The organism is Nocardioides sp., assembly GCA_037045645.1.
In the GTDB taxonomy this organism is placed as follows: Bacteria; Actinomycetota; Actinomycetes; order Propionibacteriales; family Nocardioidaceae; genus Nocardioides.
In genome coordinates this window covers 1-15013 of record JBAOIH010000006.1, presented here as the reverse complement: position 1 = coordinate 15013, position 15013 = coordinate 1, and the positions used below count along the sequence as shown (strand labels likewise).

Sequence of the window (15013 nt, the reverse complement as noted above, 5' to 3'; positions counted from 1 at the left end):
TCAGCGGGTCGTACGGGCTTCGTCGACCAGCAAGACCGGGATCTCACCGCGGATGGGGTAGGCCAGAGCGCAGGTGGCGCAGAGCAGTTCGTCAGGCGCATCGGTCAGATCGCCGTGGCACTGGGGGCAACGGATGATCTCGCGCAGGCGGGGGTCGATCATGAGGCACTCCGGATCAGGTCGAGGGTCTCGTCACGCAGGGTGACCATGGTGGCAGCATCGGCTCCCTCGACGTTGAGGCGCAGCAACGGCTCGGTGTTGGACGGGCGTACGTTGACCGTCCAGTCGGCGTGGGTGGCAGTGAGCCCGTCGAGGTGGTCCAGGGTGACGCCGTCGTAGTCGGCGAAGTGTTCCTCGACACGAGCGCGCGCCGCGTCGACGTCCGCGACTTCGCTGTTGATCTCGCCACTGGAGACGTACCGCTCGAAGCGGGACAACAGCACCGACAACGGCTGCTCGGTCTGCGCCAGCGCCGCCAAGGTGTGCAACGCCGCCAGCATGCCGCTGTCGGCCCGCCAGAAGTCTCGGAAGTAGAAGTGCCCCGAGTGCTCGCCTCCGAACACGGCGCCGGTCTCGGCCATCTGCTGCTTGATGTAGGAGTGCCCGACCCGGGTGCGGACCGGCGTACCACCCGACTCGGCGACGATCTCGGGCACGGCGCGACTGGTGATCAGGTTGTGGATGATCGTGGCGCCGGGTTCTTTGGCGAGTTCGCGAGTCGCGATCAGCGCGGTCAGCGTGGATGGGGAGACCAACTCCCCGCGCTCGTCGACCACGAAGCAGCGGTCGGCATCACCGTCGAACGCCAGGCCGATGTCCGCGCCCTCGGCCAGGACACGCTCTTGCAGATCGACGAGCGTGGTCGGGTCGAGCGGATTGGCGTCGTGGTTGGGGAAGGTGCCGTCGAGTTCGAAGTAGAGGGGGATCAGGTCGACCTGCGCCTCGCCCAGGCGGGCGAACACGGCGGGCGCGGTGTGCCCGGCCATCCCGTTCCCGGCATCGGCCACGACCTTGAGGCGGCGGCCGGAGACCGGTGCCAGGGTGAGCAGGTGCAGGGCGTACGCGGCGAGGGCGTCGCGGCGGCGAATCAGGCCCTCTCGTGCGTGGGGTGCCCGCGCCGAGGACAGCAGCGCGTCGCGGATCTCACGCAGACCCGACTCCATCCCGACCGGGCGAGCCTCGGAGCGACACAACTTGATGCCGTTGTAGGCAGCCGGGTTGTGGCTGGCGGTGAACATCGCCCCGGGCATCCCGAACGCGCCGCTGGCGTAATAGAGCTGGTCGGTGGATGCCAGCCCGATCATCGTCACGTCGGCACCCGCATGGGTCGCACCCGCCGCGAATGCTCCCGCCAGGCTGGGTGAACTGGGCCGCATGTCGTGGCCCACCACGACGCTGTCCGCCCCCAGCACCTCGACGAACGCCATCCCGACTCGGGTGGCGAGTCGCTCGTCGATCTGCGAACCCACCAGGCCGCGCACGTCGTAGGCCTTGAAGACCGCGTCGAGTTGCTCGTCGGTATAACTGTCGTCTGGCACCGCGCAAGACTAACGAACCGAAGTGCCGCCTCAGTCGGTGGCCAACGCGCGCAGATGGCCGCGCCGGACACCGTGCTTGGTGGGCGGCTCCTGGATCTGCTGGGGTTGCGGTGCCGGTCGCCCGGCCTCGCGTACGGCATCGGCCAGCGCGAGCAGGTCGTCGGTCGTGGGCCCGGGGTCCTCGCTCACCGGGGCCAGGCGCAGCACGTCCCAGCCGCGAGGGACCGAGAGCCGGTCGGCGTGCTGGGCACACAGGTCGTACGCATGGGGCTCGGCGTAGGTGGACAACGGACCGAGGACGGCGGTCTGGTCGGCGTACACATAGGTAAGCGTGGCGACGGCATTGCGACCGCACGCAGTGCGAGAACAACGACGCGACAGACTCACGGGCGTGACGGTACTCCGCGAGCAGGAAGGCTCCGCGTAGGCTCGCGGAGTGAGTCGAGGCGATGTGGAGGGCCCGCGTCCTCGACGCATCCGCGATCGTCGCGGTCGCGGCATGCGGGGTCCCGCGGTGGGGTCGCTGCTGCCCGGGCGGCCGGCGCGACCGACCGCACGCGAGGTCTTCGACGAGCTGACGCTGCGAGTGGTGGCGGAGTACGACGCCCGTTGGCACGACCGACTCGGGCTCGTGGAGTACGCCGTGGAGGACACCCCGTTGTTGCCCGATGACTGGAGCGACCCGGTCCCGCTGGCTTCGCTGCTGCGTGGGACCGGGAGCGAGCCCGACCGGATCGTGCTGTTCCGTCGTCCGATCGAGGCACGCTGCGCCGGTCGGGCCGATCTGGAGGCGGGCGTACGGTCCCTGCTCGCCGAGCAACTCGCGGCGATCCTCGGCCTCGACCCTGACGAGGTCGACCCCCGCTACTCCGGCTGATCGGCACCGGGCAGAGCCGGACCCACGTAAGGCGCCTGGCCTTGCAACACCAGCGGGGCCAACGGCGTGGAGATCATCCCGGTGCGCGTGCGCACGACCAGGGCCGCGCGTGCGGTCGTGCCGGTGAACCGGACCCGGAACGTGCTCGCGCCGGCCGGGATCTCCAAGGTGGTGCCGCGACGTGGCCCGACACGCGCCCGGACGTCGTCGCCGGTGTCGGTGGAGAGCACCACTGTTCCGGCCTTGGTGGCGCCGGCGATCACGATCGCGGCCTGTCCAGCGGGAATCACTCCTGCCGCATCGGAGAGTTCGGCACCTGGCGTCGCGTGGGTCAGGCGGTCCTCGGTCTCCGCGCGCAAGGTGGCGGTGACGGGCAGGGTCGACTCGACGAGAACACCGAGGATGTCGCCCTGCTCGGCGGCCACTAGATCGTGCAGCGCCACGTTGACCACGCTTCCGGGTGCGATCGTGACGTCGTCGAGGCCCTCGGGAGCGAACTCGCTCTCCGCTCCGATGAAGCGCAGGGTCGCGCGGGCCTCGGAGTCGCCCGGGTTCAACAGCGTGAGGGTCTGAGTGCCCCGGTCGAATCTGGGCACCCCGAGCAGGCGCAGCGCCGTGCCGGGTTCGGCCTGTGGGGCGAGCCAACCTCCAGGCACCGCGCCCCGGCCGAAGGGGTCTCCCTCGTCCCAGACGCTGCTGCCGATCCTCCCCCTCTGCACGGTGAGTTTTGCGGCGAGGTCGGTGCGCCGGGGGCTGACCTCGGCCAGGTCGAGGGTGAGCGTGGACCGGCCGGGCACTCGGATGCCGCGCAGTGCCGCCACGTTGAGTGGTCCCCGGCGGGAGAAGACTTCGAAGTCGGCGATCGCGGGTCCGGCGTCGGGGTTGGTAAGCCGGATGGAGGAACGGTGCGTGGGTCGCGCGCCGAGCCCGGTGAACCAGGCCTCCGCGCGCGGACTTGCGCACTGGGTCGCGCCCCGGGGACCGACGCGCGCCGCCACGAGACCGGGAGCGACCTGGTCGACGCCGGTCACGACCACCGGCTGGCGCGAGGACGAGACCTTGGCGGCCGAGACGTCGACACGTACGGTGTCCGGCTCGGCCTTCCCGACCCGGACGGTTATCTCGCCGTCGGTCTCCTGCTGAGCAGCGAGCACCGAGTCGCCCGGGGCGACGGCCGCCGGACAGACCAGGTCGAGGCGAGCGAGGGCGATGTCCGCCGGCGGGTGTTTCTCGACCGGCGGCGCATCCGGATTGACCAGGAGCAGGAGGCCCAGCGAGATCAGCGGCAGGACCAGAGCCAGGGCACCGGCCTTGCTGACCCGGGAGGTGTCCCGGGCTGCTGCCGCGCGGCGCCCCGAGCGTGGCGTGATGGAGTCGGTCACAGCGTCGACACCTCGACCTCCGCGTCCGGCTCGCGGCGCCGACGCGGACGGCTCGGTCCGCAGAGCACGAGGGCCACGAGCACCGCGATCGCCTGGGCCGCGAGCAGCAGCCCACGACCCCACGTGACAGCACCGGCATGGAAGGGCGTGCTCGGTTGGAGGTCCACCTTCCAGGCGCGGGTCCGGCGATTCTCAGCACTTGCCTGGGAGAGCCCCGTCGTCGCGTCGAGGTGCGCCGCCACTCGACCATCGGCAGGCTCGGGGAAGACGACGTATTCGACGCCCGCATCGGCCAGCGAGCGTACGGCTGCGGGCGCGGGGCGCATGGCGAGCGTGCTCAGGCTCTTCACGAAGTCGGCGTCGGGTGGCGTCAGGGCGAGCACCTCGTCCTCGCCGAGGGTGGCACCATCGCCGCGACGGACCCAGTAGGTGAAGCCATCCTCGACCGTGCCGCGCACCAGCAGCACACCGTGTTCGGGCCCGAGGGCAGCGCGCTGGCGCATGTACGCGGGAACCTCGTCGTCACCGGCGGCGCTGAGTCCCGACCCGCCCTGGACCGCGAACCAGCCGGCACCCAGAACGGGCATTGCGAGCGCGAGCGCGATCAAGCATGCCCCCACGGGGGTACGCAGCCGCGCTCGGCTCCCCCAGTCCGAGCGCACCAGCGCCAGGCCGAGCGAGACCGCTGCCACGACCAAGCCCACCACCAGCACCGGCAGCAGCGATGCGGAACTCGCGCGCACGTCCCCGACCCGCAGGTCGAGCGTCGGTGTCGTCACGAGCACCGCCGCAAGTGCGGCGACCGCGACCAGCAGCCAGCCGAGCAGGGCCGCTGGACGCGACCTGGGATGCAGGAGGGCCACGATCGCGGCAAGTCCCAGCGGGAGCACCAGCCAGCCCGGAGCCGCATCCGCAAGCTGGCCGCCCAGCAACTCCAGTGGCGTCGTCGTCGACGGTGGCACACGACCGGGCTCGAGCAGCAGCCCGGCCCCATCACCCGCAGTCAGCAGCGGCCACCACCAGGGCACCAGCAACAACACGGGCAGGCTCAAGGCCAGCAGGGGCGGAGCCGACACCGAACGATCCGTAAGCAACGACCGGCTGAACATGGCCGCGAGCGCGATCACCAGCACTGCCAGCAGGACCGCGAAGACATAGAGCGAGGGCGCGAAAGCCGTGATCACGGTGAGCAGGACACCCGTACGCCAGGCAGCACGCCAGCGTCGTTCGGGTTCGGGATCTGCGAAGCCGAGCAACGCATGCGCGAACCACGGGAACAGCGCCGTGGTCACGATCGGACCGAGTCTGCCGTCGCCCCACAGGCCACTCACGGCCGGGGTCAGCGCGTAGGTCGCAGACCCCGCCGCGACCAACCAACGGGGAGCACCGACCGGATCGAGGAAGCGACCGATCACGCGCAGCAGCCGCCAGGTGCCCCATAGTGCGAGCGGCATCGAGGCGAGCAGCACGGCGCTGACCGCGGCCGGGCCGGACCCTCCGAGAACCGTGCCGAGAGCAGCCAGCACGGCGGTGTAGGCCGGCGCGACAACCTGGGTGCCGAGCGCGAGCGGGTGGGTGGACTCCGCGTAGAGCTGCCACCAGTCCGCGGCACGCTCGGGAGCCGCCGAGAGACCCGCCCCTGAGACTCGGCCCCACGCCGAGCGGGTGCCGACGAGCATCGCGACCACCAGCGCCGCGAGCCCGAGCGCGACGGGGCTGGTGAGGAATCTGGCGACCAGACCGGTGTCCTCGCCGACGTCGTCCTCGTCGTCGTCCAACGGATCGAGATCGGAACGTACGGCCGCAGGGAGCGCGCCCGGTCCCGCGTCGACCAGCGCGGCGGCGCGGCGCCGCTCGGCGACGTCCTGGGCCTGATTGGTGGCCGCTTCGGCGAAGTCCGAGACGTTGTCGAGGCCATGCCGATAGGGCAACCACCACGGCGGGCGCAGCTGTGCGACCGCGGCTGCCTCGTCGCCCCCCAGCAGCCGGGCGCGGTCGCGTCGAGCCGCACGTACCTGTCCGGGCCGGGCCAGGACGTTGACCCAGGCGGCCAGTTCGTCGGCCGCTTCGCCGATCGAGCGCAGCAGGAGGAACCCCAGTGCGCGCAACATCGTCGCGAAGGTCAACCGGACGATCTGCCAGGGCAGCGTACGACCGGGCGCGTTGGCGAGCAGCGTGTAGAGAGCCGCGCGGCGCTCTTGATAGTGGGTATGCCGGCCCGTGAGGGGCGTACGGCGGATGCCCCGGTGGGCAGCCTCGACGTGAAAGACCACCGCCTGCGGGACGATCAGCGTGGTCTCTCCCGCGTTGGCGGCACGCCAGCCGAGATCGATGTCGTTGCCGAAGACGGGCAGGGCGTCATCGAAGCCACCGAGCCGCCGCCACACGTCGGTGCGTACGAGCATCCCGGCCGTGTTGACGGCCAGCACCCGGCGCACGTCGTCGTGCTGGCCCTGGTCGTACTCACCGCGTTCGAGTCCGGTCTCCCGCCTGCCGGTGCCCGAGATCGTGACGCCGAGCTCCAGGAGACGTCGCAACGACGGCCACTCGCGCAGTTTCGGCCCCAAGATCGCGGCCTCGGGGTGCTGCCTGGCGGCTTCGAGCAGCCGCGCCAACGCCTCGGGTGCGGGTCGGCTGTCATCGTGGAGGAGCCAGAGCCAGCGCGGCTGCGCGCCTCGGGTGTGCAGCAGCTCGACACCGGCCGCGACGGCCTGGGCGTACGAGGTCTGACGCCCCAGCGTGACGACGCCGGCCTCGCCCACCCGCTCTTGCAGCAACGCGACGCTGCCGTCCTTGCTGCCGGTGTCGACAGCGGCAAGGGCCGTAGGCAGGACGGTCTGCTCCTCGAGGCCGTCCAGGACGGCACCGAGCCAACTCTCTCCGGAGTGGCTGACGAGGACGACCCCTACGGTTTCCTCGGGTTGCGCTGCCACTCGGGCACCCTACTCAGCGGGCCGAGAGCGCAGCGAATCTGGGCGAACGCCTCAGACCGCGCGCTTCTTGAGCTTGCGCCGCTCGCGCTCGGAGAGTCCACCCCAGATGCCGAATCGCTCGTCGTGCGCCAAGGCGTACTCGAGACATTCGGTGCGGACCTCGCAGGTCAGGCACACCTTCTTCGCCTCACGAGTCGAGCCGCCCTTCTCGGGGAAGAACGCCTCCGGGTCGGTCTGCGCGCACAATCCGCGCTCTTGCCAGCCGAGTTCGCCGCCGTCGGCCTCGAGAAGAAGCAACTCCTTCATCAAACTGCCCTTTCGGCCCGGGTGGTGCAGACATTGGAAGTGGTGGATCAGATCGAGATTGAGAATTCCGCAGCGACACGCCGCGAATAACACTGTGGGAATTACAAGCCTGTCGTACCCAGGAAGTCAAGCCCGGATCTGCTATACGCCAGGGCGTACGCCAAGGTTGTCCTCGTGACGATTGCTCCCCATGGCCCCTCCGACGGGCTTCGACTGACCGTGCTGTCCGGCGGGATCGGCGGTGCCCGATTCCTGCAAGGCCTGCTGCACCAGATGCCATCCGCGCAGGTCACCGTGGTTGCCAACACCGCCGACGACCTCTGGTTGCACGGTCTGAAGATCTGCCCCGACCTCGACACTGTGATGTACACCCTCGGGAACGGCATCGACCTCGACCGAGGCTGGGGTCGGCGTGAAGAAACCTGGAGCGTCAAGGAGGAATTGGCGGCGTACGGCGGTGAAGCACCGTGGTTCGGGCTGGGTGATCGCGACATCGCCACGCATCTGATGCGGACCCGGATGCTGGACGCCGGCTACCCGCTCTCCCAGGTCACTTCGGCGCTGTGCACCCGTTGGCAGCCGGGCGTGGAGTTGTTGCCGATGACCGACGACCGGGTGGAGACGCACATCGTCATCCCCGACGACGAGTCCCCGTCCGGGCGTCGCGTCGTGCACTTTCAGGAGTACTGGGTCGGCCTGCAAGCCACTCCCCCGGCGCTGGAGGTGCTGGTCGTGGGCTTGGAGAAGTCCGCTCCGGCCCCCGGCGTGGTCGAGGCGCTTGCCCACGCCGATGTCATCGTGCTGCCTCCCTCGAACCCCGTGGTCAGTGTCGGCACCATCTTGGGCGTGCCGGGGATCACCGACGCCCTCAGATCCTCCTCGGCAAAGGTCGTCGGGCTCTCGCCGATCATCGGCGGCTCGCATGTGCGGGGTATGGCGAATCAACTGTTGGCCGCCAAGGGCATCGAGGTGTCGGCTGCGGGGGTCGCGCAGTTGTACGGCGCCAGGTCCGCAGGTGGCGTGCTCGACGGCTGGCTGGTCGATCAAGCAGATTCCGACGCCGTGGCCCGGGTCGAGTCGCTCGGAATCGCCTGCCGGGCCGTACCCCTGCTGATGACGGACCATGACGCCACCGGCGCGATGGCCGAGCAGGCACTGGACCTCGTGTCGTGATGCGGATGGTGTCGTGATGCGGATGGTGTCGTGATCCAGGTCTGGGCACCCGACGGGGTGCCGGAGATCGCTGCGGGCGACGACCTTGCCTCGTTGGTGTGGTCGGCGAGCACCGCGCGGCCACTGGTCTCGGGCGACGTGGTCGTGGTGACCAGCAAGGCAGTGAGCAAGTCCGAGGGCCGCGTCGTCACCGCACCGCGCGAGGAGGCGATCGCAGCCGAGACGGTGCGCGTGGTCGCGCGCCGTGGCCCGCTGGCGATCGTACGCAACCGCAACGGGTTGACTCTGGCTGCGGCCGGAGTCGACGCCTCCAATGTGGAGACCGGCAGCGTCGTCCTGCTACCCCTGGATCCCGACGCGTCCGCACGCCGACTGCGGTCGGCCTTGGCCGGGCGCGGGGTGGACGTCGCGGTGATCGTGACCGACACGCTGGGCCGGCCGTGGCGCGAGGGACAGACCGACGTGGCCATCGGCGCGGCCGGACTGCTGCCGCTGGAGTCCTTCGCGGGTCAGTTCGATGCGCACGGCAACGAGTTGGCCGTCACCGCCCCGGCCGTCGCCGACGAGATCGCGGGAGCGGCCGAGTTGGCACAGACCAAGTTGGGCGGGCGGCCTTTCGCGATCGTGCGCGGGTTGGCGCGACACGTACTGCCTCCTGACGTCGACGGTCCGGGCGCGGCAGCTTCTGGTGCGACCCGAAGGCGGCGATCTGTTCGGGTTCGGTGCGCGGGAGGCGGTCGTACGAGCACTCGCGGGCGCAGCCGACGACATGGCCATCTTCGGATCCCCCGCCAGCGAGGCCGAGGTGGCGCAGGCAGTCCGGATCGCGTTCGACATCGATGCCGAGCAGGTCGAGCACGGCCTGGTCGTACCGGACGTCGGCGAGGCGCTCGTGCGCGTGCTGGCGTACGCCCATGGCTGGACTCTCGTGCGCGTCGACGACCGGGGGCCCATGATCCGACCGACCGCTCCGTAGACTCCGCGCCACCTACCCCGCCAGTTCTGTCTGTCTCTTTCTGTCTCGAGGATTCCTGTGGCAAAACCGACCAAGTCCGAGCGCACCGAGCGGCAAGCCCGCGTCGAGAAGATGCTCAACCAGCAGCGCTCCGCCGAGCGGAGCCGCGGCATGATGATCGTCGGTGCGTGCATGTTGGTCGGCCTGCTGATCATCGGCGCGGCGGCGTACAAGCCGATCATGGAACGGCTCGACGCGCGCCAGCACCGCGACACCGCGCTGGAGGATCTGGGCGCACCCGCGTCGGCATGCCAGAAGATCACGACGAAGGAGGCGACCGGCAACCAGGAGCACGTCGAGCCGGGCACGCCACTGGATCTCAAGGACGCTCCCCCGGCCTTCGGCACGCACTACAACGTGTGGGAGCCGATGGACAAGAAACTCTACACCAAGGGCGACCGCCCGGAGGTGGGGCGTTTGATCCACAACCTCGAACACGGCTACACGCTGGTGTGGTACGACAAGACGGCCGCGGGTGATCCCGAGATGATGAGCGTGATCCGCGGAATGGCCGACAAGTTCGGTGGCACGACCAACCTTCGGCACAAGTTCATTGCGGTGCCGTGGCTGAAGTCGGACGGCAAGGCATTCCCGAAGGGCCAGCACATCGCCTACACCCACTGGTCTGTCGGCGGCACCGGCTCGGACGCCACCGGCAAGCAGGTCGGCGTATGGCAGTACTGCTCGTCTCCCAGCGGTGCCGCGTTGCAGGACTTCATGATCAAGTACCCGTACATGGACTCGCCCGAGCCGACCGTCGTCTGAGGGCTGCGTCGTCCGAGGGCTGGAGCGAGGAGGGAGCCCCGGCGCAGCCGGGAGCGAGCGACGAGTGGAGGCCCGAGGGCGACATTCAAGCAGCGAGGAGGTCGCCCCGGCGCAGCCGGGAGCGAGCGACGAGTGGAGGCCCGAGGGCGACATTCAATGTCGTCTGAGGGCTCACACGAGCCTCTTCGGACGTACGTCCGAACAAGCCCAGCGCGCTGGCCGTCAGAGCAACCCGGGGGCGCGCTCGCGTAGTTCGTCGACGATCCACTTCACGTCCTGAGCGCGGTCCGTACTGCTGACCAGCAGCGCGTCGGGGGTGTCGACCACGACGATGTCCTCGAGACCGATGACGGCGACCGTGCGCCCCGAGCCGGGGACGACCAGGCCGGTGGCATCACGGGAGACGACGAGGTCGCGGGGCCCGATCACGTTGAGGGCATCATTCCCGGCGAGTTCGCGCAATGACGCGAAGTCGCCGATGTCATCCCAGCCGAATGCGCCGGGTACGACGGCCACCCGGCCCGCTGCGGCGGCCGGTTCGGCGACCGCATAGTCGACCGAGATCTTGGTGAGTGTGGGCCACAACTCGTCGAGCCGATCGGGCGCCGCTGCGAGGGCACGCAGCGAGGCCGCGAAGTCGGGGTCTTGGGCGGCCAGGAGGTCGAGCAGGACGGTAGGGCGTACGACGAACATTCCGGCGTTCCAGCGGAACCCCCCTTGCGCGAGATAGGACGCAGCGCGTTCGGCGTCGGGCTTCTCCACGAACTCCTCGACGGCGTACGCGCCGGTCTCACCCAACGCGGCACCGAGGCGGATGTAGCCGAAGCCCGTGGCCGGATGCGTCGGGTCGATACCGAGCGTGACGAGGAGGTCGGACTCCGCAGCAACGGAGACCGCCGTCGTGACCACAGACCGGAACCCGGCAGGATCAGAGATCACGTGGTCGGCGGGGAAGGCTCCCATCACGGCGTCGGGATCTCGCAGTTCGAGGACGGCTGCGGCCAGGCCCATGGCGGCCATCGAGTCGCGCGCCGACGGTTCGGCCAGGATGTGGTCGCGGGGCAGGTCGTCCAACTGACTTCCGACCTCGGCGGCGTGCAGCAGCCCGGTGACCACGAGCACGCGGTCGTCGGTGAGGGGCCGCAAGCGGTCGCGGGTCTGTTGGATGAGCGTACGACCGGCACCGGTGGGGTCGAGCAGGAACTTCGGGCGCGCCTGCCGCGAGAGTGGCCAGAGCCTGGTGCCGGCACCGCCGGCTGGGATCACCGCCCAGAACGTCATGGCCCGAACCTTAATGTGTGCCTCTATTGTGCGCTGGGTGACGACTTTCGCCTCGATCCTTCAGGCTGCCCTGCGAGTTGAGCCGGGCCGTCCGTTGGTGACGTACTACGACCTGACCACGGCCGAGCGCACCGAACTCTCCGTGACGACGTACGCCAACTGGGTCGCCAAGGTCGCCTCGCTGCTGGCCGAGGAGTTCGACATCGAACGAGGTGGGCGGGTGCTGATCGACCTGCCCGCCAGTTGGCTCGGACCGGTCGCGTTGGGGGCGGCATGGACCGTGGGAGCGGAGGTCGTCTGGGACGGGGATGCGGATCTGGCGATCTGCGGACCCGGCTCGATGCAGGCGCGCTCGTTCGAGGGGCGACCGGTGCTCGCGAGTGCGCTGCATCCGCTCGGGCTGCGGTTTGCACCCGGGGCGCTGCCCGATGGCGTACGCGATCTCGGCGTCGAGGTATGGAGCCAGCCGGATGCCTTCATCCCGTGGGACCCGCCGGAGCCCGACGATCTGGCGGTGTCGGGACTGACCCACGAAGAAGTGTGGGAGGCGGCCACCGCTGCGACCGAACTCGAGGGTTCTGGTCTCGTCCGCGGCGGCCGCCTCTTCACTGGGGCCAACCCGGCTTCCCCTTCCGGATTGGCCACCTTCACCGCGCCACTCGCACTGGGTGGCTCGGCGGTCTGGGTCAGCGGCGGGGATGTCGCCGCTCGTCGGCACACCTACGACGTGGAACGTGCGACCTCGTCCTGGCCGGTCGAGGCCGAGTAGCGGGCCGCAGCACAGTCATCGATCAGCCCGCCAGGTCGAACCCGGAGGCGTTGCCGATCTTGATGGCGCGCCCGAAGCCGGACTCCGACCCCGGCATCACGAGCAGGGCGCCGTTGGACTTACGGCGTACGACCAGGTCGGCATGGCCGGTCACGTCCACGTCGGAGACGCCGAGGACCCAGTCGAAGCGCTGCATCCGCTTCTTGACCTGCCGAGCACCCTTGGTCAGTCCTCCGGGGCCGTTGCCGCCCACCAGCATCAATACCCGGTCGGGCCCCTTTGTCACGTAGAGCCCGTCGGGCGCCCCGTCACCGTTCATCAGTCCGATGCCGATGAATTGTCGGGCCGTGATCGGCGAGTACGCGACATAGCTGGTCGAGAAGCCGCCCATCCCGGCACCTACATAGATCCGCATGGAGGCACCCTTGGGCTGCGCCATCAGGTCCGGATAGCCGTCCCCCGTGATGTCGCCGACCGCGCTGAGCAGCCTGAGCCCGGCCGCGGTGCCGACCTGCACCGGGGCGGCGAACCCGCCGGCTCCGTCACCTCGATACAGCCAGAGCGCGTTGTCCGGGGCCTGCCGGGTCATGAAGTCACCGTTGCCGTCACGATCCCAGTCCCCCACGTTGAGCACCTGGCGCGCGGACGACAGGTCGACGCCGGTGGCGACCGGCGAAGCGACGGCCGCACCTGATCCGGCCGTCTGGATGATGAAGGCCTGTTTGTCCGAGGCACGACGCACGATCAGGTCTGGGTGAGCGGTGCCCATCAGATTCGATTCCCGCTCTCGGCCCGACCAGCCAACCTGTCCGCCGGCTGCGTACGCCCGGATCGTCGGGAGTTCGGCATAGAGGTTCCTGCCCGGGCACGCCGTGGAGCCGGCGTCGCGGTGACCGTTGATGGCCTGGAACGTCTTGCGCCCGACCTGCTGTGCCGGCGACGAGGCGGAGACGCCGTGCAGGGAGAGTTTCCAGGCGAAGATCGCGCCGTACGCCTGGAGCATCTGCGGGGTCGGGTTCGCGGTCTCGTAGTTGCCGATCGCCGACATCGCGAACGAGTACTCGTTGTAGCCCAAGGTGTGGGCACCCACCACCGGCCGGTCGATTCCGCCGTAGCGGCCCTCCCAGATCCGGCCGAACTTGTCGACCAGGAAGTTGTAGCCGATGTCGCTCCAGCCCCGAGACTTGGTGTGGAAGGCATAGATCCCGCGGATGATGCCCGGGACGTCGGCTTGGGTGTAGTCATTGCCGGTGACCGTGTGGTGGACGAAGCCCGCATGGACCTCGTAGTACTTCGGCGAGCTCGCACCGCGCATCCGCTCGTCGGCGCCCCACTGGGCACGCGAGAAGATCGCCGGCATCGGCGTGAAGGCCGCGCGCGCGTTCGTCTTCGCGGTGTACGCGGCGGTGTCGCTGGCCTGGGTCGGCGAGAGTTCGGGACGCGCACGTGCGGTCACACGGTCGGTCCCCGGGTCGATGAGGGACACCTGCATGCCCGCAGGCATGGGTACGCCCTTCGCCGTGGTCGCTCGCACCTGGACGTCGTCGACACGCCCGACCAGCAGAGGGTCGGTGCCGGGAATCGCCCGACGCCCCTCGGCACTCTTCGGGTCGGGGCCGTGCTCGTCGTGGAACTCGATCTGGGTCCACTTCGACCAGCGACCGTTGTCGAGGGTGCGACTCTCCACGGTGATCTGGTCGTCGGCCAGTTGCGTCCCACGAGCCCAGGTGACTCCCACGGCGCCGAAGCCTGAGACCGCCTGGGGCTTGCTGACCACCCGCGCGGACAGCGCCTCGTCGCCACCGGCTCGGGCAGCGAGTCCGGCGAGAGGCTTGCCGGTGGGCGTCGTCAGCGCGATCTTGCGTACGCGGGGCTCGACGGGAGCCCGGTCCACCAGCGCAGGCGCACTCGCTTTGCGGGCGTACGCCGAGAGTTCCAGCGCGCGGGTGTGCACCGCGTCAGAGGTGCGCGATCCGGAGTCCGCCCCGACGACATCGAGGCTGACGACAGACGCCGCCGGGGTGAGGGCGGCCAGGACCACCGCGAGGGCCAGCAACTGCTGGCACGCGGTGATCACACGACCTTGAAGCGCGCGCATGACAAGCGACTCCGTGGGGAAGAGACGTCACAGGATGCGCAAGTTTCACATCAGTCACACTGGTCACCGCAAGGGTTCGCGAGTAACTACAAGCCTGTAATTTCCAGTCGACACGCCGGTAGTTTCTGGAAATGTCAAATCAGATGTCGTTGGCGAGCGCGTCGTCACGCTCGGATTCGGCGTCCTTCTCGTCCACGTCGTCGTCGTACTTGAGGTACTTGATGCCCGCTTTGACCTCACCGTCGTAGCCCAGCCGGCCCTGCTCCAGCACGACGACGCGCTCGCACATGCGCTTGACCGAACCAGCGGCGTGGCTGACATAGAAAAGCGTCACGCCGGAGTCGCGGATCTCCTCCATCTTGGCCAGACACTTGGTCTTGAACGGCTTGTCCCCCACCGCCAAGACCTCGTCGGCGATGAAGATGTCGCAGTCCACGTGCACCGCGACCGAGAAGCCGAGGCGCGAGAACATCCCCGACGAGTAGTTGCCCACCGGGGTGTCCATGAAGCGGCCGACATCGGCGAAGCTCGCGATGTCGTCGAACTTCGCGTTGGTCTCCTGCTTCGACATCCCCAGGATCGCGGCGTTCATGTAGATGTTCTGCCGGCCGGTGAGTTCCTTGTGGAACCCCGCGCCGGTGGCGATCAGGCCCGAGATCCTGCCGCGGGTGAGGACCTGGCCCTCGTCGGGGCGCATCACACCGTTGATCATCTTGAGCAGGGTGGACTTGCCTGATCCGTTGAGACCCATCAGCCCGATCGACTCGCCCTGTTGGACCTCGAACGAGACGCCGTCGATCGCCTTGAAGCTGTCGTTGCCCTTCTCGCCGTTCATACGCGCGCGCAGGACCTGCTTGAGGGTGCGGTGATTACAAT

Annotated in this window: 14 protein-coding genes and 1 pseudogene; 6 read left to right on the top strand and 9 right to left on the bottom strand. The window is 69.2% G+C overall.

What is annotated here, in order from left to right:
- Genes V9G04_16235 through V9G04_16225 form a run of 3 tightly spaced genes read right to left on the bottom strand, consistent with a single transcriptional unit; the run spans nucleotide 1 to nucleotide 1925 of the window.
- Nucleotides 1-162 carry a Trm112 family protein gene (locus V9G04_16235; GenBank protein ID MEI2714791.1) on the bottom strand — a complete coding sequence of 54 codons (162 nt, stop codon included), beginning with the start codon at nucleotides 160-162 and terminating at the stop codon, nucleotides 1-3.
- A complete protein-coding gene (locus V9G04_16230; protein MEI2714790.1) occupies nucleotides 159-1538 on the bottom strand; it encodes a phosphomannomutase/phosphoglucomutase in 1380 nt (459 codons plus the stop codon). The genes V9G04_16235 and V9G04_16230 overlap by 4 nt, the downstream gene beginning before the upstream one ends.
- 30 nt (nucleotides 1539-1568) lie before the next feature.
- Entirely contained in the window at nucleotides 1569-1925 is a 357-nt protein-coding gene (locus V9G04_16225; GenBank protein MEI2714789.1) for a DUF3499 domain-containing protein, read from the bottom strand.
- A gap of 49 nt (nucleotides 1926-1974) precedes the next feature.
- Here V9G04_16225 and V9G04_16220 point away from each other — a divergent pair, with 49 nt between their 5' ends.
- Nucleotides 1975-2415, top strand: a complete 441-nt coding sequence (locus V9G04_16220) for a metallopeptidase family protein (protein MEI2714788.1) — start codon at nucleotides 1975-1977, stop codon at nucleotides 2413-2415.
- Here V9G04_16220 and V9G04_16215 read toward each other — a convergent pair.
- From V9G04_16215 to V9G04_16205, 3 genes are read right to left on the bottom strand one after another with little or no spacing between them, the layout of a single operon-like run.
- On the bottom strand, nucleotides 2403-3797 hold the full coding sequence (locus tag V9G04_16215) for a DUF5719 family protein (protein MEI2714787.1): 1395 nt from the start codon (nucleotides 3795-3797) through the stop codon (nucleotides 2403-2405). The genes V9G04_16220 and V9G04_16215 overlap by 13 nt on opposite strands.
- Nucleotides 3794-6730, bottom strand: a complete 2937-nt coding sequence (locus V9G04_16210) for a glycosyltransferase family 2 protein (protein MEI2714786.1) — start codon at nucleotides 6728-6730, stop codon at nucleotides 3794-3796. Before V9G04_16210 ends, V9G04_16215 begins: the two co-directional genes overlap by 4 nt.
- 51 nt (nucleotides 6731-6781) lie before the next feature.
- Nucleotides 6782-7036, bottom strand: a complete 255-nt coding sequence (locus V9G04_16205; protein ID MEI2714785.1) for a WhiB family transcriptional regulator — start codon at nucleotides 7034-7036, stop codon at nucleotides 6782-6784.
- Between the two features lie 174 nt (nucleotides 7037-7210).
- On the opposite strand from V9G04_16205, the gene cofD reads away from it, so the two are divergent.
- From cofD to V9G04_16185, 4 genes and pseudogenes are all read left to right on the top strand, one after another.
- A complete protein-coding gene (gene cofD / locus V9G04_16200) occupies nucleotides 7211-8209 on the top strand; it encodes a 2-phospho-L-lactate transferase (protein ID MEI2714784.1) in 999 nt (332 codons plus the stop codon).
- A 30-nt stretch (nucleotides 8210-8239) separates the two neighbouring features.
- Nucleotides 8240-8788 (top strand): annotated as a pseudogene (gene cofE / locus V9G04_16195) (coenzyme F420-0:L-glutamate ligase).
- 109 nt (nucleotides 8789-8897) lie between these two features.
- On the top strand, nucleotides 8898-9185 hold the full coding sequence (locus tag V9G04_16190) for a hypothetical protein (GenBank protein ID MEI2714783.1): 288 nt from the start codon (nucleotides 8898-8900) through the stop codon (nucleotides 9183-9185).
- Between the two features lie 57 nt (nucleotides 9186-9242).
- A complete protein-coding gene (locus tag V9G04_16185) occupies nucleotides 9243-9989 on the top strand; it encodes a DUF3105 domain-containing protein (GenBank protein MEI2714782.1) in 747 nt (248 codons plus the stop codon).
- Nucleotides 9990-10211: 222 nt separating this feature from the next.
- Here the strand turns inward: V9G04_16185 and V9G04_16180 are convergent, their stop codons facing one another.
- A complete protein-coding gene (locus V9G04_16180; GenBank protein ID MEI2714781.1) occupies nucleotides 10212-11270 on the bottom strand; it encodes a mannose-1-phosphate guanylyltransferase in 1059 nt (352 codons plus the stop codon).
- A 37-nt stretch (nucleotides 11271-11307) separates the two neighbouring features.
- Here V9G04_16180 and V9G04_16175 point away from each other — a divergent pair, with 37 nt between their 5' ends.
- Nucleotides 11308-12039, top strand: coding sequence for a TIGR03089 family protein (locus tag V9G04_16175; GenBank protein ID MEI2714780.1), 732 nt, complete (start codon nucleotides 11308-11310; stop codon nucleotides 12037-12039).
- Nucleotides 12040-12061: 22 nt separating this feature from the next.
- Here V9G04_16175 and V9G04_16170 read toward each other — a convergent pair whose 3' ends face one another.
- Together V9G04_16170 and V9G04_16165 are read right to left on the bottom strand one after the other, a co-directional pair.
- Nucleotides 12062-14137 (bottom strand): N-acetylmuramoyl-L-alanine amidase, encoded by a 2076-nt coding sequence (locus V9G04_16170; GenBank protein MEI2714779.1) that lies wholly within the window; start codon nucleotides 14135-14137, stop codon nucleotides 12062-12064.
- Nucleotides 14138-14276: 139 nt separating this feature from the next.
- Nucleotides 14277-15013, bottom strand: a 737-nt coding sequence (locus tag V9G04_16165) for an ABC transporter ATP-binding protein (GenBank protein MEI2714778.1), incomplete at its 5' end; no start/stop codon positions are given.